Below are 26,129 nucleotides of genomic sequence, written 5' to 3' on the forward strand. Positions count from 1 at the left end.
CGCGTGACTCCTTCCGGCGACTTACCGCCGAATAAGGAAAACTCTTAAACGATAATCTCGCCCAGCAGAAACCTCTTCAGTTTCCGGACCCGGATTCGCCTCCTGCGACCGGCCCGTAATCCACACACCCGAATCGCAAATCATTCCTCTATGGATGTCCACCACGACCGCGGTTAGCATCGGGAGACGAACAAAACACCAAACACCGAAAGGAGACGGTCAATGGGCCGCATCAGAAAACTCGGCGCTTCGACGGCCGCCGTTATCGCAATCACCGCCGCGACGTCCCTGCTGTCACCGGCTCTCCCGGCTCAGGCGGCTCAGGCGGCGAATTGCACCAGCGGCGGCCAGATCGGCACGTATGGCGGATCCGGCTGGGCGACGTGCAGCGGCATCGGAGTGAACCAAGGACAGGTGATAATTTTCTGCGAGGACAACAGCGGTGCCTATAACACCGTTTATGGCCCTTGGGTCAGCAGCGGCTCCACATCCACTGCACGATGCAGCAGGGACACCGTGCTGATATCACTCGGCTATCGCTACCGGTGAGCCGATCTCCTTCTCATCCGGCCGCGGCGAAGGACGACAGCGGTTCGAAAGAGACGATCAGGCGACCGGACGAGAAGACAGGCCGAAGGGCTCTCCCCATCACCTGTCCGTGATGCGACGAATCACCTCGGCACAGACAGGTGATGGCGTCGCCGCCCGATGTTCGTCGCCGCCCTGCCCCGACCGCTCGCCCTCTCAGCCGAGACTCCCCAAGGCGGGTCATCCACGGGGCAGGGGGCGGTAGCGGGCGCCGACGGCGCTCTGAAGGGTCTTGACGACCGTGCCGCGGGCGCTGCGTCCCGCCAGCCAGTCGAGGAACTCGTTCATGATCTTCGGTGGGACCGAGTAGACGCCGCAGTCGTCGCAGACACGGTGGAACACCAGGGGCAGGACCCCGCCTCCGCCCTTCTCCGCGTTGAGGACCTGCTGCTTCATCTGCCGCAGAGAGGTGTCCTCGCGGACCGAGCCGGGCGTGCGGATCCCGTAACGGTCCTTGGGGCGCGGCGTCTCGGTCGCCGGACATCCAGGGCAGTTCCACTGCCTGAGCCCGCCGACCGTGCGGGCCGCGTCGTAGCCGCACTCCCGTGCCACCGCCTTCGCGTCGGCGTCCACCGCGCCGAACGGGTAGGCGAGGGTGGCGGGGCGCAGGCCCCACGCGACCAGTGTCCTGCGGTCGTCGCAGATCTGCGGGCCCTGCTCGTCACGGGTCAACTCGTTGAGACGGACGTGGGTCAGTGTGTGACCGCCGATCTCGTGTCCCGCCTTGGCGAGCGCGGCGATCTGGCGGCGGGTCAGCTTGCCCGTCCGCCCGACGGTCTCGGTGTTGACGTAGAACGTCCCGCGCATGTTCCTTCGCTCCAGCGCGCGAGCCACCGACGGGTGGGTCGCGTCCCCGTCGTCGAAGGTGAGCGAGACGATCGTCGTGACCTTCTCAGAAGGAGCCGCCGCCGGAGGAACCGTCGCGGTCTGGGAGGTCGCCGCCTCGGCGGGGAGCGTCAGCGTCGACGCCGCCAGAGCGGCCAGTGTCGCCAGCAGCGTCCTCGCCAGGTGAACGATCTTCATGCGAGCCGCCCCTCCGGACAACGGGCCAAAGTATGCAAACCACCATATAAGGCCATGCTTCGCTTAAAGTCCTCGCCGTCAAACATCCAAGGATCGCCCCCTCGTGCCGGTGCGACGCCGTACGGCAGGCCCTGTCTCGCCCGGCGCCCGGCAGGCGGTGACTCGGGCCGCACCGACGCTCGGCGTTCCCGACGAACGCCCCGGATCGGTCGGCCCACGAGGCGCCCCCGGCATCGAGGACGCCCGGGAGGCCAGGAGGCCGACCCGGTGACCGAAGACGTTTCGCTCACCGGGTCGAGCACCTCGCACCGGCGCCGATCCGTCCCGCCTCACCACTCGCCGTACCGGCGCTCAGACGGTCACGAACACGATGAGGGCGGGTCGCGACGGAAGCACACAACCACCACACGATGAAGGTGACCAGCCACCACGGCGAAGGCGGGCAGCCGTCGACACGGTGAGGGCGGGTCACCGACACGGCGGAGGCGAGCGGTTACCCCGTCAGGAGGCGTCCTCGCCCTCGACCCGCATGACGCTCACCACGTCGCGGACGATGTCCATCTCCCGCAGACCCTCGATGGTGGCCGACAGGGCGGCGTCGGTGGCCCTGTGCGTGACCAGGACGAGCTGGGCGTCGTCGCCGTGCCCCTCCTGCCGGACGGTCTGGATGGACACGTCCTGCTTGGCGAACATGTCGGCGACCCGGGCGAGCACGCCCGGCTTGTCGGCCACGTCCAGGGAGACGTGGTAGCGCGTGACGGTCTCGCCCATCGGGTGCACGCTCAGGTCGGCGTAGGTGGACTCCTCGGGACCCCGCGTCCCCGCCAGCAGGTTGCGCCCGACGGCCACGATGTCGCCGAGCACCGCGCTCGCGGTGGGAGCCCCGCCGGCGCCCGCGCCGTAGAACATGAGCTGCCCCGCCGAGCGGGCCTCGACGAAGACCGCGTTGTAGGCCTCGCGGACCCCGGCCAGCGGGTGCGTCCTGGGGATCATGGCCGGGTGCACCCGCACGCCGAAGGATCGTCCGTCCTCGGAGCGGGAGCAGATCGCCAGCAGCTTGATGACGTATCCCATCGCCTTGGCACTGGCCACGTCGGTCGCGGTGATCTCGGTGATGCCCTCGCGGTGCACGTCGGCGGCCGTCACCCTGCTGTGGAAGGCGATCCCGGCCAGGATCGCGGCCTTGGCGGCGGCGTCGAAGCCCTCGACGTCGGCCGTCGGGTCGGCCTCGGCGTATCCCAGCGCCTGGGCCTCCTCGAGCGCGTCGGAGAACGACGCGCCGGAGGAGTCCATCTTGTCGAGGATGTAGTTGGTCGTGCCGTTGACGATGCCGAGCACCTGGTGGACGTGGTCGCCCGCCAGCGACTCGCGCAGCGGCCTGATCAGCGGGATCGCGCCCGCGACGGCCGCCTCGAAGTACAGGTCGGCGTTGTTGGCCCTGGCCGCGGCGTGAATGGTCGCGCCGTCCTCGGCGAGCAGCGCCTTGTTCGCCGTGACGACCGACTTGCCGCTGTTCATGGCCGCCAGGATGAGCGACCTGGCGGGCTCGATGCCGCCGATCACCTCGACGACGATGTCCACGTCGTCGCGGGTGACCAGGGCCTCGGCGTCGGTGGTGAGCAGGGCGGGGTCGACGTCGGTGTCCCGCCTGCGGCCCAGACGCCGTACGGCGACGCCGGCGATCTCCAGCGGCGCTCCGATGCGCGCGGCCAGATCGTCGGCCTGCTCGTGTATCAGCCGGATCACCTGGGAACCGACGACGCCGCACCCGAGAAGAGCGACTTTCAGTGCCATGCGACCGCACTCCTCATCTCGTTCGCTTCGCGAGCGGTCTGTCCCGCTCCCGCAGGTCCGCCCACTCGGCGGGCCGCCGCTCCAGATCGTTTCACGCCTGCCCCCTCAGGAGGTCGTCCTCGGTCTCGCGGCGGACGATCACGCGGGACTCCCCGGCCCTGACCGCGACGACGGCGGGCCTGGGAAGGTAGTTGTAGTTGTTGGCGAGCGAGCGGCAGTAGGCGCCGGTGCCCGCGACGGCGATCAGGTCGCCGGTGGCCAGGTCGCTCGGCAGCCACAGGTCGCGCACGACCATGTCGCCGCTCTCGCAGTGCTTGCCGACCAGGCGGGAGAGCATCGGCTCGGCCGTGCTCTCGCGCGAGGCGAGCCGCGCGGTGTACTCGGCGCCGTAGAGGGCCGTGCGGATGTTGTCGCTCATGCCGCCGTCGACGCTGACGTAGGTCCGCAGCCCCTCGACGTCCTTGATCGTGCCGACCTCGTAGAGGGTCACACCGGCTCGGCCCGCGATGGCGCGGCCCGGCTCGACGGTGAGCCTGGGCGCCGGCAGGCCCGCGGACTCGGCCACCTTGGCCACGATCTCCCGCAGGCTGTCGGCGATCTCCTTCACGTCGGGCGCGACGTCGCCCTCGACGTAGGGGATGCCGTAGCCGCCGCCGAGGTCGAGCTCGGGCAGGACAACGCCGTGCTCCTCCTTGATCTGCACCAGAAGCGTGGCCAGGCGGCGCGCGGCCACCTCGAACCCGGCGGTGTCGGTGATCTGGGAGCCGATGTGGGAGTGCAGGCCGACGAGCTGGAGCTGGGGCAGCGCGAGGATGCGCCTGGCCGCCTCGGCCGCCGCGCCGCTGCTCAGCGAGAAGCCGAACTTCTGGTCGTCGTGGGCGGTGGCGATGAACTCGTGGGTGTGCGCCTCGACGCCGACGGTCACCCTGATCATGACCTGGGGCCGCTTGCCGTGCTTCTCAGCGAGGAAACCGAGGCGGGCGATCTCCTCGAAGGAGTCGGCCACGATGTGGCCGACTCCGACCTCCACGGCCTTCTCCAACTCGGCGAGCGACTTGTTGTTGCCGTGCATCGTGATCCGCTCGGGCGGGAACCCCACGCTCAGCGCGATGGCGAGCTCGCCCGCGCTGCACACGTCGAGGCCGAGACCCTCCTGCATGATCCAGCGGGCGACCTCGCGGCACAGGAAGGCCTTGCCCGCGTAGTGGACGTCGCCTCCGGCGAAGGCGTCGCGGTAGTCACGGCACCGCGAGCGGAAGTCTTCCTCGTCCACCACGTAGAGCGGGCTGCCGTGCTCGGCGACCAGGTCTCTGACGTCCGCGTCACCGATCGTGACCGAGCCGTCGACGCGGCCCGACGTTCGCGGCCAGATCGTGGGGTCGAGCGTGTTCAGGTCGGCAGGTGCGTGCGGAGGGCGGTCCTCGGGCAGCACTTCGGCGTGCCGGTCACCGGCGGGGTGGGCGAATCGACTCACCCTATCGAGGCTATCGGACCCGGTGATCCCCATGGGACGAGTGCCCATGTACCGAGACGCGATCATCTCGGAAAACGCGTATTTTTCGCGTAATCAATGGATCAGGACGGATATTTTTGTGTTTACGGATGGTCCGGCCGTCAGGACACCTCGTCCGCCGGGGCGCCCCAGGTGTTGCACGAGGCCACCTTGCCCCCTCGTTTCCCACGGGCTATCCAGGCGGCGCTGCTGGCTCCCGAACCGTGCGACCGGCGATAGCTCTCGGCCTGGTCGTCCGCGGCGTCGGTCTCGCCCTCGGCCAGCAGCAGCTGATTTTCCAGCACACGCGAGTCCACGCCACGCAGCGTCACCGCGGCGAGGCAGTCGGCCTGCAGTTCGAGCCTGCGCGACCAGGCCTCGTCGAAGACCTCCGCCCCCTGCTGGTCGGCGATCCCGCTGATCTCCTGGACGTGGTGGGCGTACTCGTGCGCGAGCGTGAACATCGTCGAGAGGGCCTGCTCCTCCTCGACCAGCACGTTGACCACACGCCGGTCGGGACAGTAGACCCCCGCCCAGTCGTAGTCGTCGACCCCGCACGCCGCCTCCCCGGGAGCAGCGACCAGCCGTACCTCGTCGGGGCGCTCGTAGTCGACGTCCGCCTCCGCCAGCGTGGCCGTCCACATGCGGTCGAGGCAGCGCGAGAGGGCGTTCAGCGTCTTCCTGACGTCCGCGTCCGGGTCGGCGGGCAGGGTGTCGCACCGGGCGTCGACGGGCCCCGTCTCCCGGTAGACGTGGTGCGTGGCCGGGGCCGACCTGGGCGAACCCGGCGCGGTCCCGATCAGCTCCTGCAGGTCGCCCCGGAGGTAGGCGACGCCACCGAGGACGACGACGAAGGCGAGGGCCGCGGGCAGTATCCGCCGCGCGATCCCCCGCCTGCGCGGCTCAGCCACCGACCAGTCCCGCGGACCGCTCACCCGTCCCCCTTCCGGCTGTGCTCACGGGTTCCCCCGAGATCATCAGGCTCGCAGGTTTCCCGACTCACGGGGTGCCGGATTCACATTTTTCCGGATTTTATGATCTTCGAAGCTGATCCGGCCCGCCCACCTGCCTGGACGCCCGAGAAAAGAACCTGACCGAGGCGGTGCGACACGTGATGTGGATGACGGCGGAGCCGTAGGCGGCCCGGGTCAGGGGGCGGCGGTGTCCACCACCGTGTACTCCGCCCACTCCGAGCGCTGCTCACGATGACCGGTGACGGTGTGACGCAGCCGCAGCACGCCGTTCTCGGCGGCGCGCCGCAGCTCTCGCACCGGCACCCGGAAGCACAGGTACCCCTCCATCTGGGCGGCGCCCAGGATCAGCGAACCGACGCTCAGGACCACCGCGTCGCGGTACCGGCCCGCGACGCCCACGGTCAAGGTCACGGTGTCCCCGCCCTCCACCGGGTATCCGCAGTCGGTCAGGACCTGGACGACCTCGGGCGACACGGCCAACTCCAGCCTGCCACCGGTGGCCTCGGCGATGACGGGGGCGGGCAGCGAGGACACAACGGTCATGAACGTCCCTTCTCGACGGCACAGGCGTGCCCGCGCGGGCACCAGGGCGTCATCGCGGGAGGCACCGGCCGAGTATCCCGCACCGCCGGGACCAGGGTGTTCCGTACAGGAGCGCACTCCGGTGACATTTCGGGATCATGACTGGGGTCTGCGCCCCGGCCGGGGCGGTCCAGCGCCGGTTCTCCGCGTCCCAGATCTCCCCTCTCGCCGCGTGTCCTGGCGAACAGCACGGCGCGGGGCGCTTCACCGTCGGCTCTGGCGTTCTACCGGCAGGCGGGAGCTGCGAGGGCGGGGTTTTCGTCGGCCCGGCCCTCTCGCTTCACCTCGGATCGGCTGGAGCTTCGCCGGCGGATCAGCACCAGTCTCCCGGCCTGGCCCAGGTGAGGAAGCCCTCCTGAGCCCCGGCGGGTGACGCCGGGGGTTCGGTGACGGTGTAGCCGCCCCGGTAGAACAGCAGGGGCCGCTCGCCCGGGCCTGCGCCCAGATCGTGCACCCGGCCCACGGCGATGTAGTGGTCGCCCGCCTCGTACACGGCCTCCAGCGAGCAGTCCACCCAGGCCAGCGCCCCTTCCAGCAGCGGCGAGCCGCTGGGCGAGCGCCGCCAGCGTGTGCCCGAGAACCGGTCCGCGCCTCCCCGCCCGAACAGCGTGCTGGTCTCGCGCTGGTCGTGGGCCAGCACGCTGACGGCGAAGCGGCCCGACCGCTCGACGGCCGGCCAGGTGCCGGATGACCTGGCCGGGCAGAACAGCACGAGCGGCGGGTCGAGCGAGAGCGCGGCGAAGGACTGGCAGGCGAAGCCCACCGGCCGCTCGTCCCGCATGGTCGCGACGACCGTCACACCTGTGCAGAAGTGGCCCAGGACCTGCCGGAAGAGCGAGGGGTTCACAACATGCCCACCGTGACGTCCTCGCCGAACTCCCCGTCGCCGAAGAGCTTGAGCGCCGCCTCCGGGTCGTTGGCGACGTGCACCCGCGCCGCGTGCGCGTCGCGCCAGAACCGCTGGATCAGGGTGCCCTCGGCGAGCGCGCCTGCCCCGGAGTTCTCGAAGAGCTGGTCCACGGCCGCGATGCACCGTTCGGAGGCCCGCACCTGGTCGCGGCGCAGCCGCAGCCGCAGCGCGGTGGGGATCGACTCGCCACGCCGTGCGGTGTCGTAGATCTCGGTGATGTTGCGGGTGAGCTGCAGCCAGGCGGCGTCCACCTCGCTGGCCGCGCGGGCGACGCGGACCTTCGCGAACGGGTCGTCCTTCACCTTCTCCCCCGCGAACACCCGCACGCGCTGCCGCTGGTGCGCCACGTGCGCCTCGTAGGCGCCGGTGGCCATGCCGACCAGCGGGGTGGCGATCGTGGTGGTCATCAGCGAGTAGAGCGGGATGCGGTACAGCGGGCCCGGGTTCACCTCCTGCCCCGGGCAGGCGCAGCGGAAGGAGTCGGCGAAGCTGAGCGCGCGGTGCGCGGGGACGAAGGCGTCCTCGACCACCACGTCGTTGCTGCCCGTGCCGCGCAGGCCCACAGTGCGCCAGACGTCGCGGACGGTGTAGTCCTCGCGCGGCACCAGGAAGGCCACCCAGTCGGCGGGCCTGCCGTCCTCGCCCATGATCAGGGCCCCAAGGACGGCGGCGGCGGCGTGGTCCACCCCCGAGGAGAAGTTCCACGTGCCCGACAGGCGGTAGCCGCCGTCGACGGCGGTGGCCCGGCCGACGGGCGCGTACGCGGAGGAGACCAGAGCGGCGGGGTCGCACCCCCAGAGCTCCTCCTGGGCCGCGGCCGGGAAGGTGGCGACGTGCCACGCGTGGGCACCGAGCACCGAGGCGACCCAGCCGGTGGAGCCGCAGGCGCTGGAGATCAGGCGCACGGCGGTGTAGAAGGTCACCGGGTCGGCCTCGTGGCCGCCGAAGCGCGCGGGCTGCAGCAGACGGAAGAAGCCCGCCTCGCGCAACTCCTTGATCGATTCCGCGGGAACCACGCGGGCGTCCTCGGCCGCCTGTGCGCGTTCTCTGAGGACGGGCAACAGGTCGCGGATCGCGGTCAGCACGTGCTCGCTCATCTGGCTGGGCTCCTGTGTCGGAGGGACGGTGGCCAGAATCTTCCAGCCGGTTGGACAGGGCCGCTAATACCTGTTCGCTCGGGACATATGCCCAGAGTGCGATGGTCGGCCAGGGTATACCGGCGGCTCGAAACGGTATTGGCGGCGAGGGCGGGCCGCACAGGACGCTGGGAGCCGTGAACACCCTGACTCTGCACGGACACCCCCTTGACCACGACGTCACCGGCTCCGCCGGTCCGACGCTGCTCCTGCTCAGCGGCTGGTGCCAGGACCACCGCCTGTTCGACCCGTTGGTGCCGCTGCTGGCCGGCGCGCACCGGGTGATCAGGGCGGACTGGCGGGGCCACGGCGCCGACCGCTCCCCCGTCGCCGACTTCGGCTACGCCGAGCAGGCCGAGGACCTGGTCGCGCTGCTCGACGCGCTCGACGTGGATCGGGTGGTGCCGGTCTCCACCTCGCACGGCGGCTGGGCGGCACTGGAACTCGCCGACCGGCTGGGGAGCGACCGGGTGCCGCGGGTGGCGGTCATCGACTGGCTGCAACTGGAGGCGCCCGCCGCCTTCCTCGCCGATCTGCGAGCCGGGCAGGCCCCCGAGCTGTGGGCACTGGGGCGGCAGCGGCTGTTCGACACGTGGCTGGACGGCGCCGATTGCCCGCCGGTGGCCGAGCACCTGAGCCGGGACATGGCCTCCTTCGGCTTCGAGATGTGGGCCCGCTCCTGCTGGGTGATCGAGGCGGCCTACGCGCACTGGGGCTCGCCGCTGGCCCGGATGGCCGCGCTCAGGGAGCAGCGGCCGATCCTGCACCTGTACTCGCAGCCTGCCGAGGACGCCTACCACCTGGCCCAGCTGGCCTTCAGCGCCGAGCAGCCCTGGTATCGCGCCCAGTGGCTGGGCGGGCGCACCCATTTCCCGACCCTGGAGTCGCCGGCGGCCCTCGCCCGGCATCTCGCGGAGTTCGCGCGGTGAGTCCTGACGCGGGGTACGACGTGCGGGCCGGGGTGGGCGAAGCGGAGTTCGCCCGGGTGATGGAGCGCTACCGGACCGAGTCCGCCGCCGCGGTGGCCGGGCTGCCCGGCCGTCCCGGCCTGCCGTACGACGGCTCAGGAGAGATGCTCGACGTCTGGGGCACCGGCGCGCGGCCGCGGCCGGTCTTCGTCTTCCTGCACGGCGGCTACTGGCGGATGCTCTCCCGGCACGAGTCCGCCTTCATGGCCCGCGTGCTCGCCGCCCACGGCATCGCCACGGTGGTTCCCGATTACACGCTCGCGCCCCGCGTGAGCCTGGAGGAGATCGTCCGTCAGGTGCGCACGGCGATCGCCTGGATCCACCGCCACGGCCCCGGACACGGGCTCGACCCGGCCCGGATCGTCGTGGGCGGCAGCTCGGCGGGCGGGCACCTGGCGGCCATGACCGCGGTCGGCGGCTGGCAGGAGCCGCTCGGCCTGCCGCCGTCGGCCGTCCGCGCGGTGCTCCCGGTCAGCGGCCTGTTCGATCTGCGCCCGCTCGTCCGCACCTACGTCAACGAATGGCTCGGTCTCGACGAGGCTCGCGCCGCCGCGCTCAGCCCGCTGCTGCATCCGGTGGAGCCTGGCTGCCCGGCCCATGTCGCGGTGGCCGAGCACGACGGCGCGGGCTTCCTGGAGCAGGCGGCGCGCTTCCACGCGCGATGGCCGTCCGAGCTGCTGACCGTGCCCGGACGGCACCACTACGACGTCATCCTGGACCTCGCCGACGCGGATTCCGCGCTCACCCGTGCCCTGCTGAACCTGTTCTGATCCCCGCCGGCCGCCGGTTCCAGCGCGGAGGCGCGTTCGCGCAGGAAACCGATCAGCAGCCCGGCCGCCGGCGTCAGCGACCGCTCCTGCGGGACGGTGACCCCCACCGCCCGCCGAATCCCCTCCAGCGGTACGGCGAGCGGCGCGAGATCGCCGTCGGCGGCGGCGATCAGCTCCGGCAGCACAGCGATCATGTCGGTCTCCCGCACAAGGGTGCGCACAGTGAGGATCGAGGTGCACTCGACCACGTCCGCGGGCAGGTCGAGGTCCTCGGCGCGGAAGGCCTGCTCCACCTCCTGGCGCAGGGCGGTCTGCGCCAGCGGCAGGATCCACGGGTAGTCGAGCAGGTCGCCCAGGCCCAGTCCCGCCCGCCCGCGCACAGGGTGGTCGCGGCGGGCGACCAGCCGCATCGCCTCGCTGTAGAGCCGGATCTGCCGCAGTCCGCCCAGGCCGCCGAGCGGAGTGAGCCGGCCCACGATCAGGTCGAGCTCCCCGGCGAGCAGCCGCAGCACCTGCTTGTCGAAGGTCGCCTCCGACACCACCACGGTGACGCCCGGGTGCGCCCGCTTGAGGTCGGCGATCGCCCGGGGCAGGAGCTGGCTGGAGCCGGCCAGCAAGGTGCCGACCCGGACCGTGCCCAGGCGCCCGTCGGCGAGGTCGGTGATCCGCTCCCCCGCCCGCCGCAGCTCGGCCAGCGCGGCCCGCGCGTGCTCCAGGAACGCCTCGCCGTAGAAGGTGGGGCTCACCCCGCGCGGCCCGCGGACGAACAGCTCCACGTCCAGGATGCGTTCGAGCTCGCGCAGGCAGCGGGTCACGGCGGGCTGGGCCAGGCGCAGGTGCTGGGCGGCCCGCACCACGCTGCCCTGCTCGGCGATGGCCACCACCACGATGAGGTGACGGAGCTTCAGCCGTCCGTTGAGCAGGTCGATCTCGGGCTCCTCACTGGCTCGAAGATATGATCCAAAGGTGGATACATCTGACAGGTCGCGAACGGGCGACGCGGTCACGCTGGTGCACGAGGAGCTCCGGGAGCTGATCCTCAGCGGGCGCATCCCGCCCGGTCAGCGGCTCACCCAGCGCGAGCTCGGCGAGCGGCTCGGCGTGGGCCGCACCCCGCTGCGCGAGGCGCTGCGGATGCTGGAGGCCGAGGGGTTCGTGCTCTCCCGGGCCAACCACGGCGTCACCGTCGCCGGACTCGACCTCGACGAGGCCGAGGAGCTCTACGCCGCGCTGCTCATGCTGCAGGCGCCGATGGTGCCCCGGGCGGTCCGGGAGATCTCCGAGGAGTCGCTGACCCGGATGGCCGAGCTGTCGGCGCTGATGCGCGGCCGACCCCAGGAGCCACGCGACTTCCACCGCGACCACGCCGCCTTCCACGCCCTGCACGAGGCGACCTTCGGGCCCACCCTGTCCAAGATCGCCCATGACCTGTACCGGCGACTGTCGCGGCTGCAGCGCTTCTATTACCGCAGCCGCCGTATCCCGGCCTTCGCCGTCGAGCTCGACCGGGCCCTCCTGGAGGCGATGCGGCGCCGGGACGGCGCGCGGGCGCGGCGGGTACAGGAGCTGCACGTGCTCAGCTCCGCGATCGGGCTGATCACCGACGCCGACCCCTGGCACCGCTTCGGGCCGCTGGTCGACGCCGCGGCGGGGCTGGGGATCACCGTGCCTCTCTCGGCGGACGGCACGCTCGCGCCGCCGGTCGAGGTCGCCTGGGCCGTGGAGCTGCCGGGATACGAGCCGGTGACCACGGATTACGTCGTGGACGTGACGTCTGCCCATGTCCACTCCCACCAGGGCCAGAAATTGGATCCACTTTAGGATATCTCTGCCGCCATCCTGCGTCGCCCGCCCGGCGCTGTCCAATACGCTTTCCGTCGCGAGCCATAACCAGGATGAGATACCTCCGAATCGGCATACCTCGCCGCCTAAGCGGCATTGGCGCACCCCGCTCCCCCGCCGCCAGCATCGGACCGTCACCCAACCCGTTCGAGCCCGCGGAGCCGTACACGATGAACCGCACACTGATCACCGGCGGACATGTGATCACCATGGACGACACCCTGGGCGACCTGCCCGACGGAGCCGTCCTGGTCGAGGGCGACCGGATCGCCGCGGTCGGCCGCACGGCCGAGGAGTTCGCCCACGTCGACGCCGAGCGCATCGACGCCGCGGGCGGCTTCGTCCTGCCCGGCATGATCGACAGCCACCGGCACACCTGGATGGCGCTGCTGCGCGGCCACTCGGCCGACCAGTCGCTCCTGGAGTTCCTCGCCTCCACCTTCTACGGCATCGGCTCGCTCGTCACCGCCGCCGACCTCGGCGCCGCCGCGCAGGTGGGTGCCCTGGAGGCACTCGACGCCGGTGTCACCACCATCCTCGACTGCTGCGACTGCGTGAACAGCCCCGAGCACGCCGACGCGGCCGTGGAGTCGCTGAAGGCGTCCGGGATCCGGTTCGTCTACGCGTACGGCATGCAGGCCTTCGACTTCCAGCCTCCCGCCTTCGCCGGCCACGCCGACCGGCTGCGTGACGCCCGCCGCCTGCGCGCGGAGCACTTCGCCGCCGACGGCCTGGGCCGGATGGGCCTGCTTTACAGTGACTTCGGCATCCTGCCCTTCGAGCAGACCGCCGAAGAGATCCGCACCGCCCGCGACCTGGGTGTCCTCGGCGCTTCCCACACCGGCGCCGCCACCGGCTCCATCCTGCTGCGTGGCCTGCGCGAACTGCACGACCACGACCTGCTGCTGCCCGGCCACCTGCACATCCACTGCCCGGCCCTGACCGATCAGGAATGGAAGCTCCTCGCCGGAACCGGAGGCAAGGTCACCATCGCCCCCGAGACCGAGATGCAGATGGGCATGGGCCACCCGCCTTTCCGCGCCGCCCTCGACCACGGACTCGCCCCCGCGATCAGCACCGACATCGTCTGCGTCGGCTCGGGCGACCTGTTCTCCCAGATGCGGCTCGGCCTGCAGTTCCAGCGCTGCCTCGACCACGACGCCGTGCACCGCACCGGCACCATGCCCGTCCGCGTCGGTCTCGGCGTGCGCGACGCGCTCAACTGGGCCACCCGCAACGGCGCGGACGCCCTCGGCCTCGGCGCGCTCACCGGCTCCCTCACGCCCGGCAAGCAGGCCGACCTCATCGTCGTGGCCCCGCGCATGGACCTCGTCCGCTCCAGCCACCCGACCGGCTCCGTCGTGCTCCAGTCCACCGCCGCGGACGTCTCCACCGTGCTCGTCGCCGGTCAGACCCGCAAGCTGTACGGCAGGCTCACCGGGGTCGACCTCGCCGCCGTACGCCGCCGCGCCAACGCTGCGCTGGACCGGCTGCAGCAGGCCGCGTCGGCGCTTCCCTCACTGGCGCCGGAGGCTGTTCACGGGTGGTTCACCCAGGCCGAGCGGATGGCTTCGGCGAACTTCGCCCGTGCCTACATCCAGCAGCCCCAGGGTCTGTCCGGCAGATCTTGATCTCGTCGGTGTGACTGGACAACGGACAGCCAGGCACCGGGCACCGGGATCGGATGCTCGCGCGCCCCCGGCGACCGGGCTGTCAGGACACGCGCTTGGCGTGGACGCCCCAGGTGTCGCACGAGGCCACGGTCCCCTCCCGCTCTCCTCGCTTCATCCAGGCGACGGTGTGGGCCCACGAACCGTGCGTGCGCACGTATCCCTTCACCCAGTCGTCCGCCGGCATCTTCGCGTACTCCTCGAACATCCGCCGATGGAGATCCAGCTCTCCTGGCAGGGCGGTTCGCAACGTCACCGCGGCCAGGCAGCTGGCCTGCAGTTCGAGCCTGCGCGACCAGTCCTCGTCGTGGCGTCGCGTCATCAAGCCGTCGGCGATCGCCCCGACGAACTGGGCGTGGTGGGCGTACTCGTGCGCGAGCACGAACATCGGGCGGATGTCTTCGCCGAGCCGTACGTTGACCACGTTCGTTCCGAAGCAGTAGAGCCCGCCCCACTCGTACGCGTTCAGCGCGCAGGCCGCCTCCTCCGGAGTGCGGACCAGGCGCAGCTCCGGCCTGGTGTAGGCGACGTCCACCTGCGCCAGCGTGGCGGCCCACATGCGGTCCAGGCAGAGCGCGAGGGCCCGCAGCGTCTTCTCGGTCTCCATGGTGCCCGGCAGGCTGTCACAACGCGCGTCGACCGGGCCGAGCCCGCGGTAGGAGCGATGTGTGACTCTCAGCCACACAGGTTGGCTGGGCGTGGCCGTCGGGAGCGCGGGCACCCCGGGCGTGACAGTCGGGGGCACGGACGCCCCAGGTGTGGCGGCCGGGGGCACGGACGCCCCGGGCGTGGCGGCCGCCCGTGCGAGAGGGCCGGGCGTGGACCCGGTCAGCTCCTCGAAGCGGCCGCCGAAGTAGATCGCGCCGCCGACGAGGGCGAAGGCGCAAAGGTAGGCCAGCGTCCGCCGGACGCCTCCGAACCGCGGTCGCTCGTCCCTCGTCCGGTCCCGCGGGTTCTCCACCCGCTCCCCCTATGACTGTTTCCGATCTTCCGGGCTTACCGGATTTATCACAACCTGTCAGGCGGCGTCTCGCCGATCGCCGCAAACGCCTCGGCGAGCACATCCCGTACGGCCCGCGCCAGCCGTACCCGGGCGGTGTGCAGCGCCTTCGGCTCCTTGTCTCCGCTGGGCAGCGCGGGAGCGCGCTCGAAGGCGTCGTGGTAGGCCAGGGCGAGCTGCTCGGCGTAGGCCGCCCATCCGGGGTCACGGCTCACCCGCCTGCCGTACACCTCGGCCAGCGCCCTGAGCACCGCCCGATCCTCCCGTCCGTCCAGCAGCTCAGGCCTGAACGTCCCGCCGACGCCCAGCTCGGCCGCCCAGCGCTGCACGGCCACCGCCCGCACGTGGGCGTACCGCACGACGAACCCCGGGTTCTGCCACGTCCTGGGGAAGTCGTCCCACGGCGACGTCCCCGCGCCCCGAAGGATTCCGGGGACTGCGACAGGGGCGGAGACGGCGGAAGAGGAGGCCGTGGCGGAGACGGCGGCGGAGGGCGCGTCGGCGAGGCCGGGCGGGACGGGGCCGACCTCGGTCACCAGCTCCCCCGGAACAGTCACCACGATCTCCAGCCACCCGCCGGGTCGCACCCGCACCTCGGCGACCCCCGGCAGCGCCCGCAACCGCGCGGCCATCTCCTCGGGAACCTCCCCCCGACGCAACGCGGCAGGAGAGGCGTAGAGCGCCTCCTCCTCCCACGTCCCCCGGGGAATGGGCGGCATGCCGAGGACCTCACCGAGCTGACCGGGCGTCATGCCCGCAGCCTATGGGGAGTGGGCTGCGCCAGGCGGGGCGATTCCAGCCCACCCGTGAGGCCCGCACTCCGGTGATGCACCCGATGCCCACCCCACCCACTCTCGGCCTGTTCCACAGGGATCGGGAAACGCTCCACGAGAAGCGGGAGACCGATGGCGCGGTTTCCAGCTGGCCGAGGTGCGGCCCAGGTCCCTCCTCCTGGGCCGCACGCGGGGTGGTACGGCGGCGCGCGCCGGGGAAGGGCGCCGCCGTACCGGCTTCGGGGACGATCGTCAGAGGGGGGCGGGCTCGCGCGGGGCGGGCGGGGCCGAGACGATCCGTCTCTGACGGTCCAGGACCGTCGGGAACAGGTCGGCGGAGGCGTGAACGGCCTCCGCCTCACGCATCCGCGCCTCCAGCCCCTCGGGGGTGGGGTCGCAGAGGATGAGAGGTTCGGGGGCGGGCCAGGCGGCGAGGGCGTGGAAGCGTCGGCTGCCGGTGCCGTACAGCACCACCCACCCCGGCCACGCCGTCTCCAGTCGTTCGGCCTCGGCCCGAGCCGGGCCGTCCCACAGGCGGCGATGCACCGGCATGCGGTCCTGCCCAGCACGATGTCTTCCCGGATTACGGGGCTGCCCGATCACGAGGCCACCCGTCCGGCGCTCGTGGCCCGCTCGGCCGTCTCCTCCTGACGGGCCGTCGCGACGCGCAGCTCCTCCAGCGTGTCGCCGTCCACGGTGCGCTCGGCCCCCGCCTCGAACGCGGCGTCCGTGAACGGTGCCACCCGCGAGGCCCAGAACCGCCCCTGGTCACTGAGAAACACCCGCCAGCCGGGAATCATCAGCCCCAGAGGAATGGACTTAACATCTTCCATGGGTCAGGAGCACCTTCCTGATCAAGGACCCGTCCGGACGTTACGAGCGCCGGACGGGTCCGTCGTTTTCCGCGCCTTTGACTTGCGGCAATGCCATAGTGAGGACAGCCGGGAGCCGACAGAGGAAAAACGGCGTGGTCACAGCGTGGCCATGTGCGAACACGATCGCGAGGTGGCGATGAGTGCGCAGTCAGGGGAATCGATCGACCCTAATTTCATATTCGGTGCGGTTATGCGCCGATGGCGGGAGAACGACCGCAAGATAGGGTTGCGCAGGGCTGCCGACGAGCTCAGCATGAACTTCTCCCACCTGGCGAAATGGGAGCGCGGCGAGCGTCCTGTGCCGTCCGACATGATCCACAAGCTTGATCACGTGTACGCGGCCGACGGCCTCCTCATAGCGCTCCACAATCTGATGGCCCGCCATGACGCGCTGCTTGCGATTTCCGATTCGGGGTACCTATCTAGCGGTACATTTGAGGGGAATCTCCCCCACCGTGAGGATGACGACACCATGGAGCGTCGCGCACTTCTGCAACTTCTCACCGCACTGGGCTACGGATCCGCCATTCCCATGAGCGCCCTGGAAACGATCTTCTCTCACGCCGAGAGCGTTATAGGCGGGCACGAAAACACCAATTTGGAAGAATGGGAGGAATCTGTCTTCGAGTACGGATTCCTCTATGTGACCCGCCCCCCGGGCAGTTTGATCAGCAGCGCCACCACAGACTTCGTCGAGATCTCACGCCTCCTCACGATCAGCCAGACCCCGGTGATGCGTTCGGGATTGCTACGGATCAGCGCACAGCTCGCGGCCCTTCTGGGGATGGAGTTCAGCGACATCGGTGAGAAAAACGCCTCGCTGCGTTCGTGGCGACTGGCCCGCCGCGCCGCTGACGCGACGGAGGACCGGGAACTGCGGGTGTGGGTGCGCGTCCGCGAGGCGTCCTACGCCTTCTGGACAGGACGGCCAGGCTCGATCACGTCCCGGCTGATCGACGACGCCGTACAAATCGGCGACAGGACACCGTCCGCGAGCCTCGCACGGGCATTGAGCGTGAAAGCGACTGTGTCGGCCTCCGGGGGGGACACGGAGGCAACCCGGACTGCCCTGACTGACCTCCAGCGGGCATACGAAAGGATCCCCGACAGGCGCCGCGAGTCTCCGCTCTGGAGCTTCTCCGAACGAAGAATGCACTGGGGACAGGCGTACCCCTCCGCCCTCATCGGCGACACCACCGAGGCGACAAAAGCGGTGGAACGGTCACTTGCCCTCTGCCCTGCCGACTATCGCGCGGACATCGCCGAGCTCAAGCTGATCCAGGCACTCAGTCTCGCCCACGACCGGGACGTGACCACCAGTCTCGACATCGCGACCGCCGCCACCGAGGGACAGCCTCTCGGGGCGTCGCGCCGCCGGATCCTCGGCCAGATCGTCGACGCCCTCCCCGAGAAGGCCCGTGCCCTGCCCGCCGCCCGAGACCTCCACGTCCTGGCAGCGAGCGGCCAGTCGGCCTGACCCTCACAGGGGTTGTCTTCCTAAGCCAGCAATGGCGTCTGTCCTACGAATGGACCGCATCCTAGGAGGCTTCCCGATGCCGAACCTTTCGCGTCACTCCGTCAGCGTGACGGCGGCGGTGTTCCACGAGGACGGCGGGGTGCTCGCGATCAAGCGACGGGACGACGGACGCTGGGTGCCTCCCGGAGGAGTCGTCGAGCTCGACGAGTCTCCCGAAGAAGCCGTGGTACGAGAAGTACTCGAGGAGACCGGCGTGATGATCAAGCCAGAGGTCCTGACCGGCGTCTACAAGAACATGGTTCTGGGCGTCGTGTCGCTGACCTTCCGCTGCCATGTGATCGGCGGGGCTCCTCGCCCCAGTGACGAGGCTGTGGAGTCTGTTTGGCTGACACTTGACGAAGTACGCGACCGGATGCCGGAAGCACGAGGGATCCGGGTGCTGGACGCGCTTCGTACGGATGGTCCATTCGTACGGATTCACGACGGCACGAGTCTGATCTGAGCCAGGTCGTCCTGTCCTGGCACCGGCTCGCTCCTCCTCGAGCAGAGCGGCTCAGCGGAGACGACGAGGAAGGTGTGATCCACGCCCAACAGCCGTCTCACATGGCATGAGACGAATTCAAGAGGTGTGGAGGCGAAGCTCTCGTCGAGTCCCGGCCGGGTGTGGTTGGGGCGGGCATCGGGCGCACCACCGAAGGGCGGGCCTCACGGGTGGGCTGGAACCGGCCCACCCGGCGCAGCCGATCGCCTTCGACGACTCGCCGCCGTACGGCCAGGCGGCTGTCGCCTCGGCCCTCTTCCTTGATGTAGATCACAGCAGTCGACCGACATTTGACGAGCTGTAGTACCGACAACTTAGAAAGGAAGAAGCGACATTTCACGGAAACTTAAACCGACAGGCTGTGACCCTGGACATCGGGCACCTGCCGGCCACAGTGGCGCCGGCGTCCCGATCTCGGTCGTGTCCGCCCCAAAGGATCGATCCCCTCCGAGGCGGCCGACGTCACCGTCCCGGGGACGGCCGCTCGAACAACCGTCGTGGCGGACACCCGCCGACTGTCACGAATGACCGGTCATCTGTCCCAGAGAGCGCTGATGGGCAACGCTGTCAGCCGGTCTCCGAACGACAGTGATCTCGCACCGGTGTAGAAGACGAACCCGTGGACGAAGTCCTCCCCCAGACTGTCGCGTAGAGCCACGAGCCCTTTGAAATCGTCCTGGTTGACGGAGTCGGTTGCTTTGGCCTCCACACCGACGACACGCCCGTTGTTGCGTTCGAGCACAAGGTCCACCTCGGCTCCCTGGCTGATCCTCCAGTGATGAAGCCCGATTCGGAACGGTGCCCATGTGGCCTGTTTCGCGATCTCGTTGACGATGAACGACTCGACAAGGGGCCCTCGCGCCGGCGAGATCCGGGCGGCCAGACCGTCGGCGTCGACCCCGATGAGGTGAGTGGCCAAACCGGTGTCGGTAACGTGAAGCTTGGGCCGGCGGACCGCCCGAGCCACGAGATTCCGAGACCAGGCCGGAACCTGGCGGATCAGGAAGACGGTCTCCAGCAGGCCGAGATAGCGGGTGACCGTGGTGCGGTGAAGCTGGAGGTCGCTACCGACCTTGACCAGGTTCGGCTCCTGTGCCGTGCTCGCGGCGGCGATGCCCAGCAGCTGTCGGAGGTTGCTCGGTTCCTCGATTCTCGCCATCTCCCTGATGTCGGTGTCGATGACCGACTGCACGTAGGCGCGATACCACGAGTCTCTGGTGAGCTCCGATCTCATCGCCACGGCCTCCGGATAGAAGCCGCGGCAGATCAGCTCGAAGTAGTCCCGGCGGCCGTGGTCACTGAACGACGGGGACCGCAACGCCTCGGGATCGTTGAAGGCGGTGACGAGGAAGGAGTCTCCTCTCCCTTCGAGCTCCTCCTGGGCGAAGGGCCAGACTTCCAGGACCCCCGCACGGCCCGCGAGCGACTCACTCAGCGACGGCGTGGACAGAAACCTTGTCGATCCGGCCAGGACGAACTGCCCTCGGTCAGTCTTCCGGTCGACTTCCGCCTTGACGGCCAGAACGAGGTTGTCCCCCCCTCTCTGGATCTCATCGATCATCATCGGACGAGAGTCCTCGGCGACAAAGGCGACGGGGTCGGCCTGGGCGGCCGATCTCAGCGAACCGTCGTCCAGGGTGAGGTAGGTTCCCCCTCTGCCATGGTTGAGCTGCTGGAGCAGGGTCGTCTTGCCCGACTGCCTGGGACCGTTGACGATCACCACTCTGAAGGCGTCGAGGAACTCCTCGGCATGCCCGGCCACATGCCGTGAAACCAGTTTCGCCATCACGTCTCCCCTCCTGACGCCAACCCTCGATCACCCAACCGACATTTGACGAACTCTCCAACCGACAGATTACAGAGATCGAGACGACATTTCACGGGATCCTCAACTGACAGATGACTCACCTCCAACCGACATTTGAGAGGAGCCGCAGCACTCTCACGATGAGACACCACACTGCGTCCTCCCGCGTTCGGCGGCCCCCGAGCCGTACGTGTTCGACGACTCCTCGCAGAAGTCAGGTCGCCGTACGGCCAGGCGATCGGCGTCCGGCGATCAGGCGGCGTGCGGCTCGAACCGCACCGAGCCCAGGTCGTGCCCCGGGGTGAGACGGACATCGGCGTTCAGTGCCGCGGCAAGACGTCGCAGCAGAGCGATCGTCGGCGCGGTGCCGCCCTCTTCGATGCACTCGATGTCGTCCTCAGTCATGCCCGCGCGTTCGGCGAGTTCCGCGACAGTCAGTTCAAGGGCGTTACGGCGGCCGTACAGAGCCTTGCCGAAGGCCAGAGAGTCCCGGATCGTGATCCGTTCTGGATCCTCGGCCTGAGACTCAGATCGCCCCCAACGGGTGTGACAACCAGCCATCACACCTTCCTCTCGTAGATCTCAGCCTCAGCCCCCTGCTGGTCGCATTCACAGATCTTCTGCGATCGGACCGCCCTGGCGCAGCTGTACGGGCTCGTGTCTCGGTGCCCAGGAAGGTTTTTCCACCTTGACGGCACAGGTCATCAGCGAATGAGCCGGAGCGAGCGGAGATTCCCGGCAGGGCCGTGAAGGCCCGGGGTTCGGACGGCCTACAGCGGGCTGCATGTGGGTGTCGGACGGCTGAAAGCGCGTTGCAGGCGGTCGGCCCGTCAATGGTGACGCGGGCCCCCACCGAGCCCGCACGGTTCACACTCACATGGGAGACCCCGATGAACCGCACCATCCGCACTCTGCTGGGAGCCGCCGCCACCGCCGGAATCGTCGCCCTGGGCGTCCCGGCCCTCAGCTCCGCCGCGAACGCGTCGACCGCGTCGAGCACGTCCGCCACGGGCGTCACCGGCACGGCCTCCGCCGTCAGCGACCTCAGGCGGGCGGGCCAGCCCTTCCTGTTCAACTACACCTTCAACGGCCACCTCAAGGTCGCCGGCGGCAACTTCACCGTCGGCCGCCGCGTCTACCTGGTCGTCAAGTACAACACCGGCCGGATCGCGTTCTCCAGGTGGCAGGTCGCCAAGACGCACTCCATCACTCCCGGCGGGACCATCTACGTGGAGACGACGATCGCCGCCCCCTGCTCCGGGAGCAGGAACGGCTACGCCCGCGCGTACGACGAGGCCACCAGGACGTGGTCCCCTCGGCTGGCAGTGGACATCTGCCAGCGGATCGACTGACCCCTCGCCGGCATGAGGTCATCCCGCCATGGCCGACGAACCCCTCCGCGCCCGGCGAGACGGCGACGGCCAGGCGCCCTCGCCGGGCGTGGAGGGGAGACCGCACGGGGACACCCGTCCTTCCGTATCCGGCCGAACCCGTCGCGGATCAGGCGCCGACCGTGTCGTCGGCGGTGGAACACGGCAGGCTCCCGGTCGCGACCGATTAGGAGGTGACTGATCAGGGCCGGGATCCACCCGCCTCAACGGTCTTCACGATGAGGTCGTGGACGGGGCGGGGCTTGGCCGACAGGAGGGTGGTCAGGTCGGTGTCGCGGGCTTCGAGGAGGCCCGCGTTGGCGTTGGAGAACAGCGAGAGCGCGTGGGTGACCTGGTAGGGCTCCAGGCCGCTGCCCGCCAGGGCCTCGCGTGTGTCGTGGAGGGAGACGGTCCGGTACTCGACGGTGCGGTCAAGCGCTTCGGTGAGCGCCTCGGCGATGTCCTGTCCACCGATGGCGACGACGCCCTCGAGTTCGTAGGTCTTGTCCGCGTGACGGCTGCGGCCGTCCGCTTCGAGGTCGCGCTGGGTCTCCGCCGCCACCCGTACGGCCACGTCCGCCAGATCGTCCCTCGTCACGACCGACACCCTGCCGTCGCCGAAGGGGGCCGCGAAGACACCGGTGGCGGCGGCCGACTCGATTCCCGCCGCGGCGAGGCCGACCGGCACCTCCGCGTACAACCCGTTGCGCAGGATGGTCACCTCGAACGGGGCGGCGGCCAGGCGTGCCTCGGTCCAGCGGTGCGGGAGCGCGAGGGTCATCAGATCACCCGAGCCCGCCAGGCTGGTGTAGATCACATGCCGAACGCCCGCCACGGCGGCCGCGTCGACCACGGCCCCGTGGCGGGCGAGCACCACGTCGTCCTCGGCGTACCCGGCCGAGATGAAAACCAGCACATCCACGCCCTTGAAGCCCTCGGTCAGGGTCGCCGGGTCGTCGAAGTCGATCCGCCTCACCGTCGTGCCGTCGCCAGATCGGCTGCCCGCCACCACCTCCACGTCCTCCACCGAAGACAGGCCTTGGAGAACCAGGCCGCCGAGCCCTCCGGAAACACCGGTGACGAGAATCATCAGGACACTCCTTGCGTTGCTCTGATTGGAAACACGTCCGAGCATCCGCGCAGATCGGCGGGGCCGTAAGGAGGCACTCTCGTGTCAGTCACGAACACGCCCATAACTTCCCAGGTCAGCGCACCTGTCACCACCGGGCCGTGTGGCGAGGACGACTGCGGCATCCGAGACGTGCTCGACCGGCTCGGCGACCGGTGGACCGTGCTGGTGATCGTGGAACTGTCGAAGGGCACACGCCGGTTCCGCGAGTTGCATCGAGCGATTCCGGGGATCTCACAGCGAATGCTGACGCTGACCACCAAACGGCTCTGCCGGGACGGGCTCGTCGAGCGGAACGCCTATCCGACCATCCCGCCGCAGGTCGACTACCGCCTCACGGAGATGGGACGCAGCCTCGCCGACACCGTCTTCGGCCTGGCCGACTGGTCGCGCGACCACAAGAACGCCATCGCCGCCGCCCGCGACCGCTGGGACGCCGATCACCCCGGCGCCGAACCCGCCCTCCGGTGACCGATTGCCGGTCGTGCGCCTTGCCTGCCGTGCGCCTTCACGACGAGAGCCGTGTGCCTTCACGACGGGAATCGTCACCCGGTACGGCGTCCGCGGGGCATGTCGATCACCATGGACGAGTCGCCGAAATCGGCCACGATCTTGAGCTGACCTCCGAGTGCCGTCACGTAGGCGGCCAGTGTGGCCACTTCACTGATCGCCCCGCTCTCGATCTGCGAGACACGCGCCTGCGACACGCCCATCGCCTGGGCGACGTCCTCCTGCCTCAGGCCAAGCTTGTGTCTCGCCTCAGCCAGCTGGTAGGCACGCTGGCGAATCACTAGCTCATCACGGAGCCTGGCGACCTCCTGCTCGTCCTCAGGCCGAACGAGCTCAGCACGCAGTTCCTCCCACGTCACCGCCTGATCGCTCATTACTCCTCCTTGAGGTATCGGGCGAAGCGGGCCTCCGCCGTTTTGATCGCCACGTCGTACCAACCGTTCCAGTCACTGGATTTGTCTCCGGCGACCAGGAAGACGGCTTGACGCCATGGATCGAAGACGAAGAGGATCCGCACCTCGCTCCGTCCGCTGGATCCGGGTCTCAACTCCTTGAGATTACGGATGGTCGACCCCTGGAGCGTGTCCACCAGAGGCCGCCCCAGGGCAGGGCCTTCCTCTGCGACTCGATCCAGAGCGGCGGTGACCTGCAAAAGCGTCTGCCTGTCTGTTTTCCGTAGCTCATGAAGCCAGTCACGCACCTCAGGAACGATCACTATCTGCCAGTCCACCTCAGCATAATAAATTTCTTATGTCGCTCCAAGTGCAGCTTTGCCAACTCAGAGTATTCGAACCGTCACGGGTATCAGTCGCTCGTGTCCCGCGCCACGGTCAGAACAGGACGTTTCCCCGCCAGCCACTCATACCACCTGTCTCGCGCGGCCGTACGGGCTCAGGCCAGGGCGTGGGGTTCCGGGGGGCCGTAGGCGACGAGCTGGGCTGAGCCGAGGAGCCAGCGGTCGCGGTCGCGGAGGCGGACGTAGCCGAAGCGGTCGGCGGAGAAGACCTTGACGCCGTCCGCGCGGCACTGCCGCATGAGCACCTCGTCCCAGCCCTCGGAGACGTCGGCGAACCCGATGCCGCGCAGGACGGCGCGGCGGGCCAGCAGGGTCGCGCCTGCGACCTCGGGGAGGTAGGCGTACTCGGCGGACGGCTGGCGCAGCACCGTCGCGGCGACGTCGCGCAGGTGCGCGTGGTAGGCGGCCTTGCCGACGATGTCGGCGGTGGTGAACAGGAAGGCGCGGGTCAGGTCGGCCAGGTAGTGCTCGCCGTACAGGTCCTGGGCGTCCATGATCGCCACCAGGTCGCCCTGGCACAGGTCGAGGGCGCGGTTCAGCATGGTGCCGGTGGTGAGCTCGGGGTCGATGGGACGGACCACGACCTCGACCTTGGCGGACATCGTCTCGCGGGCCCGCTTCGCGGCGTCCTCCGCGTCGGAGAGCAGCACCAGCTGGACGACGCCCTTCTGCGGCGCGACCTGGGCCAGGGTGTGGTCGAGGTCGCCCCTGTCGATCATGATCACCGAGATGTTCAGGGTGGCGCGGGCGCTGGGCAGGCCGACCGCGTCCAGCAGGTCGTCCACCTTGTGGGTCATCGTGCCCGAGGCGTAGGCCTGGCGGAGCGCCGCGTGGGCCCTGCGGGCGTCGGCGCCGGTGTCGGGGGCGACGCCGAGCGGGAGGGGTTCGGCGGGCTGCGCGGCCTGCGCGGCGCGCGACGCCACGATCGGCGTGCCGCAGGCGGCCAGCTCGGCCATGCGCCAGGCCTCGGTGCCCGGCGGGCAGTCGACCGCCTTCGGCCAGCGGTAGGAGGTGAGCACGTCGGGATACGACAGGTGCTCGGGAAGCAGCTCGTCCAGGGTGAGCACCCGGTCGAAACGGTCTCCCGCGAGCGGCAGCGGGTTGTGCACGCGGGGCTGCACGGCGAAGGGCAGCAGGCCCAGCGACGGCGAGCGGCGCCCTGGCTCCGGCTCACGTGCGGCCAGGGCCGCCCCCCACGCGCCCACCGACTTGGGTTGCGCGGTGACGATGTGCTCGAACAGGGCGGCGGCGGGGGCGAAGGCCGCGACCTCTCCCCCGGTGTGCCAGAAGACGGTGCGGATGCCCCGCTCGGCGCACCACGACAGCAGCGCGTGCAGGCCCTCGCCGGGCTCGGCCAGCTCCTGGGCCCACGGTCCCGTGGTGACCGACTCGACCAGCAGCAGGTGCGGGACCTCCGCGGCCAGGACCCTGGCGAAGTCTCTCGGCGTGAAGCCGGTGGTCTGCCGCCACTCGTAGCGCAGCAGCGCCTCGGCGTGCGGCTCGGCGACCACGGCCACGGTCAGGTGCGGCCGGGTGTTCGGCCCGGTCGGCACCCGGTAGGGCTTGAGCTTGACGGACTTGCCGCCGACGGTCCTGGTCGACGTGGTGGCCTGGAAGGACGCGCCGGGAACCGGCTTGCCCGCCGCCTTCTGCTGCACCGGCTGGCGTTTCGGCGCAGCGGGTCGCTTGGCGGGTTTGGCGGCCCCGCGCAGGCCGCGCGCCAGCCTCACCGGGTTGCTCTTGCCGGTCCTGATCGCGTCACCGAGCCTGGACCAGCGGGCCACCTGCACCGACGACAGCTTCCACTTCGCCACCTCGGCCTGGTAGCGCTGCTCGGCCAGGTCCCTGCGGAGCTTCTCCTCCGCGGCCTGGGCGGCCTGAAGCCGCTCCTCGGCCTCGCTCAGGCGCTCCTGGAGCCCCTGCAGCTCCGCTGTCGCGCCCTCCGCCTCAGCGGCCCTCGCCTCGGCCTCGGCGAGGAGCCTGGCCAGTTCGGCGGCCCGCTCTCCCTGGGCCATGGCCTCCCGCAACGCCAGTCGCGTGCTTTCCAATTGCCCGTCCGCCACGCCGTCCTCCGATTCCTGAGCCGGGCAAAGGATACCCTT

Annotated in this window: 27 protein-coding genes; 9 read left to right on the forward strand and 18 right to left on the reverse strand. The window is 69.9% G+C overall.

Annotated features, from left to right (window positions below; genetic code table 11):
- The first annotated feature begins 222 nt into the window (after positions 1 to 222).
- Entirely contained in the window at positions 223 to 549 is a 327-nt protein-coding gene (locus PKF00_RS07530) for a hypothetical protein (protein WP_271216644.1), read from the forward strand.
- Positions 550 to 768: 219 nt separating this feature from the next.
- Here PKF00_RS07530 and PKF00_RS07535 read toward each other — a convergent pair whose 3' ends face one another.
- The 7 genes from PKF00_RS07535 to hsaA form a co-directional block, all read right to left on the reverse strand.
- Positions 769 to 1,611: a polysaccharide deacetylase family protein gene (locus tag PKF00_RS07535; RefSeq protein WP_271216645.1), complete on the reverse strand. Its 843-nt coding sequence runs from the start codon at positions 1,609 to 1,611 to the stop codon at positions 769 to 771.
- A 501-nt stretch (positions 1,612 to 2,112) separates the two neighbouring features.
- The gene (locus PKF00_RS07540) at positions 2,113 to 3,405 is read right to left on the reverse strand and encodes a homoserine dehydrogenase (protein WP_271216646.1); all 1,293 of its coding nucleotides are present in this window, start codon (positions 3,403 to 3,405) and stop codon (positions 2,113 to 2,115) included.
- Positions 3,406 to 3,496: 91 nt separating this feature from the next.
- Positions 3,497 to 4,879: a diaminopimelate decarboxylase gene (lysA, locus tag PKF00_RS07545; protein ID WP_271216647.1), complete on the reverse strand. Its 1,383-nt coding sequence runs from the start codon at positions 4,877 to 4,879 to the stop codon at positions 3,497 to 3,499.
- Between the two features lie 140 nt (positions 4,880 to 5,019).
- On the reverse strand, positions 5,020 to 5,832 hold the full coding sequence (locus PKF00_RS07550) for a neutral zinc metallopeptidase (protein WP_271216648.1): 813 nt from the start codon (positions 5,830 to 5,832) through the stop codon (positions 5,020 to 5,022).
- A 213-nt stretch (positions 5,833 to 6,045) separates the two neighbouring features.
- The gene (locus PKF00_RS07555) at positions 6,046 to 6,414 is read right to left on the reverse strand and encodes a hypothetical protein (protein WP_271216649.1); all 369 of its coding nucleotides are present in this window, start codon (positions 6,412 to 6,414) and stop codon (positions 6,046 to 6,048) included.
- A gap of 352 nt (positions 6,415 to 6,766) precedes the next feature.
- Positions 6,767 to 7,300, reverse strand: a complete 534-nt coding sequence (hsaB, locus tag PKF00_RS07560; protein WP_271216650.1) for a 3-hydroxy-9,10-secoandrosta-1,3,5(10)-triene-9,17-dione monooxygenase reductase subunit — start codon at positions 7,298 to 7,300, stop codon at positions 6,767 to 6,769.
- On the reverse strand, positions 7,297 to 8,460 hold the full coding sequence (gene hsaA, locus PKF00_RS07565; protein WP_271216651.1) for a 3-hydroxy-9,10-secoandrosta-1,3,5(10)-triene-9,17-dione monooxygenase oxygenase subunit: 1,164 nt from the start codon (positions 8,458 to 8,460) through the stop codon (positions 7,297 to 7,299). Before hsaA ends, hsaB begins: the two co-directional genes overlap by 4 nt.
- Positions 8,461 to 8,636: 176 nt before the next feature.
- Here hsaA and PKF00_RS07570 point away from each other — a divergent pair, with 176 nt between their 5' ends.
- Positions 8,637 to 9,428: an alpha/beta fold hydrolase gene (locus PKF00_RS07570; RefSeq protein WP_271216652.1), complete on the forward strand. Its 792-nt coding sequence runs from the start codon at positions 8,637 to 8,639 to the stop codon at positions 9,426 to 9,428.
- Positions 9,425 to 10,237 carry an alpha/beta hydrolase gene (locus PKF00_RS07575; protein WP_271216653.1) on the forward strand — a complete coding sequence of 271 codons (813 nt, stop codon included), beginning with the start codon at positions 9,425 to 9,427 and terminating at the stop codon, positions 10,235 to 10,237. The genes PKF00_RS07570 and PKF00_RS07575 overlap by 4 nt, the downstream gene beginning before the upstream one ends.
- Here PKF00_RS07575 and PKF00_RS07580 read toward each other — a convergent pair.
- Positions 10,168 to 11,244: a LysR substrate-binding domain-containing protein gene (locus PKF00_RS07580; protein ID WP_271216654.1), complete on the reverse strand. Its 1,077-nt coding sequence runs from the start codon at positions 11,242 to 11,244 to the stop codon at positions 10,168 to 10,170. The two genes, PKF00_RS07575 and PKF00_RS07580, sit on opposite strands and share 70 nt — an antisense overlap.
- On the opposite strand from PKF00_RS07580, the gene PKF00_RS07585 reads away from it, so the two are divergent.
- Positions 11,204 to 12,058, forward strand: a complete 855-nt coding sequence (locus PKF00_RS07585) for a GntR family transcriptional regulator (protein ID WP_271216655.1) — start codon at positions 11,204 to 11,206, stop codon at positions 12,056 to 12,058. The two genes, PKF00_RS07580 and PKF00_RS07585, sit on opposite strands and share 41 nt — an antisense overlap.
- Before the next feature lie 191 nt (positions 12,059 to 12,249).
- The gene (locus tag PKF00_RS07590; protein WP_271216656.1) at positions 12,250 to 13,710 is read left to right on the forward strand and encodes an amidohydrolase family protein; all 1,461 of its coding nucleotides are present in this window, start codon (positions 12,250 to 12,252) and stop codon (positions 13,708 to 13,710) included.
- A gap of 82 nt (positions 13,711 to 13,792) precedes the next feature.
- Here PKF00_RS07590 and PKF00_RS07595 read toward each other — a convergent pair whose 3' ends face one another.
- From PKF00_RS07595 to PKF00_RS07610, 4 genes are all read right to left on the reverse strand, one after another.
- A complete protein-coding gene (locus tag PKF00_RS07595) occupies positions 13,793 to 14,710 on the reverse strand; it encodes a neutral zinc metallopeptidase (protein WP_271216657.1) in 918 nt (305 codons plus the stop codon).
- A 47-nt stretch (positions 14,711 to 14,757) separates the two neighbouring features.
- Positions 14,758 to 15,501 (reverse strand): DALR anticodon-binding domain-containing protein, encoded by a 744-nt coding sequence (locus PKF00_RS07600; RefSeq protein WP_271216658.1) that lies wholly within the window; start codon positions 15,499 to 15,501, stop codon positions 14,758 to 14,760.
- A gap of 273 nt (positions 15,502 to 15,774) precedes the next feature.
- The gene (locus tag PKF00_RS07605; protein ID WP_271216659.1) at positions 15,775 to 16,074 is read right to left on the reverse strand and encodes a hypothetical protein; all 300 of its coding nucleotides are present in this window, start codon (positions 16,072 to 16,074) and stop codon (positions 15,775 to 15,777) included.
- Between the two features lie 47 nt (positions 16,075 to 16,121).
- Positions 16,122 to 16,355: a hypothetical protein gene (locus tag PKF00_RS07610; RefSeq protein WP_271216660.1), complete on the reverse strand. Its 234-nt coding sequence runs from the start codon at positions 16,353 to 16,355 to the stop codon at positions 16,122 to 16,124.
- 151 nt (positions 16,356 to 16,506) lie between these two features.
- Between PKF00_RS07610 and PKF00_RS07615 the strand changes: the two genes are divergently transcribed.
- Both PKF00_RS07615 and PKF00_RS07620 read left to right on the forward strand, forming a co-directional pair.
- Positions 16,507 to 17,874, forward strand: a complete 1,368-nt coding sequence (locus PKF00_RS07615; protein ID WP_271216661.1) for a helix-turn-helix domain-containing protein — start codon at positions 16,507 to 16,509, stop codon at positions 17,872 to 17,874.
- Positions 17,875 to 17,980: 106 nt separating this feature from the next.
- A complete protein-coding gene (locus tag PKF00_RS07620; protein ID WP_438827848.1) occupies positions 17,981 to 18,376 on the forward strand; it encodes an NUDIX hydrolase in 396 nt (131 codons plus the stop codon).
- 571 nt (positions 18,377 to 18,947) lie between these two features.
- On the opposite strand, the gene PKF00_RS07625 is transcribed toward PKF00_RS07620, so the two are convergent.
- Both PKF00_RS07625 and PKF00_RS07630 read right to left on the reverse strand, forming a co-directional pair.
- A complete protein-coding gene (locus PKF00_RS07625; protein ID WP_271217032.1) occupies positions 18,948 to 20,096 on the reverse strand; it encodes an ATP-binding protein in 1,149 nt (382 codons plus the stop codon).
- 378 nt (positions 20,097 to 20,474) lie between these two features.
- Complete coding sequence (locus PKF00_RS07630) at positions 20,475 to 20,783, reverse strand: helix-turn-helix domain-containing protein (RefSeq protein ID WP_271216663.1); 309 nt, start codon at positions 20,781 to 20,783, stop codon at positions 20,475 to 20,477.
- Positions 20,784 to 21,112: 329 nt separating this feature from the next.
- On the opposite strand from PKF00_RS07630, the gene PKF00_RS07635 reads away from it, so the two are divergent.
- Positions 21,113 to 21,574 (forward strand): hypothetical protein, encoded by a 462-nt coding sequence (locus PKF00_RS07635; RefSeq protein WP_271216664.1) that lies wholly within the window; start codon positions 21,113 to 21,115, stop codon positions 21,572 to 21,574.
- 220 nt (positions 21,575 to 21,794) lie between these two features.
- Here the strand turns inward: PKF00_RS07635 and PKF00_RS07640 are convergent, their stop codons facing one another.
- Entirely contained in the window at positions 21,795 to 22,682 is an 888-nt protein-coding gene (locus PKF00_RS07640) for an NmrA family NAD(P)-binding protein (RefSeq protein ID WP_271216665.1), read from the reverse strand.
- An 81-nt stretch (positions 22,683 to 22,763) separates the two neighbouring features.
- Between PKF00_RS07640 and PKF00_RS07645 the strand changes: the two genes are divergently transcribed.
- Positions 22,764 to 23,192, forward strand: coding sequence for a winged helix-turn-helix transcriptional regulator (locus tag PKF00_RS07645; protein ID WP_271216666.1), 429 nt, complete (start codon positions 22,764 to 22,766; stop codon positions 23,190 to 23,192).
- A 74-nt stretch (positions 23,193 to 23,266) separates the two neighbouring features.
- On the opposite strand, the gene PKF00_RS07650 is transcribed toward PKF00_RS07645, so the two are convergent.
- The 3 genes from PKF00_RS07650 to PKF00_RS07660 form a co-directional block, all read right to left on the reverse strand.
- Positions 23,267 to 23,605: a transcriptional regulator gene (locus PKF00_RS07650; RefSeq protein WP_271216667.1), complete on the reverse strand. Its 339-nt coding sequence runs from the start codon at positions 23,603 to 23,605 to the stop codon at positions 23,267 to 23,269.
- Positions 23,605 to 23,961 carry a type II toxin-antitoxin system RelE/ParE family toxin gene (locus PKF00_RS07655; RefSeq protein ID WP_271216668.1) on the reverse strand — a complete coding sequence of 119 codons (357 nt, stop codon included), beginning with the start codon at positions 23,959 to 23,961 and terminating at the stop codon, positions 23,605 to 23,607. The genes PKF00_RS07650 and PKF00_RS07655 overlap by 1 nt, the downstream gene beginning before the upstream one ends.
- Before the next feature lie 161 nt (positions 23,962 to 24,122).
- Positions 24,123 to 26,075, reverse strand: a complete 1,953-nt coding sequence (locus tag PKF00_RS07660; protein WP_271216669.1) for a glycosyltransferase — start codon at positions 26,073 to 26,075, stop codon at positions 24,123 to 24,125.
- Positions 26,076 to 26,129 lie beyond the last annotated feature (54 nt).

Source organism: Streptosporangium carneum (assembly GCF_027922005.1).
Classification (GTDB): Bacteria; Actinomycetota; Actinomycetes; order Streptosporangiales; family Streptosporangiaceae; genus Streptosporangium; species Streptosporangium carneum.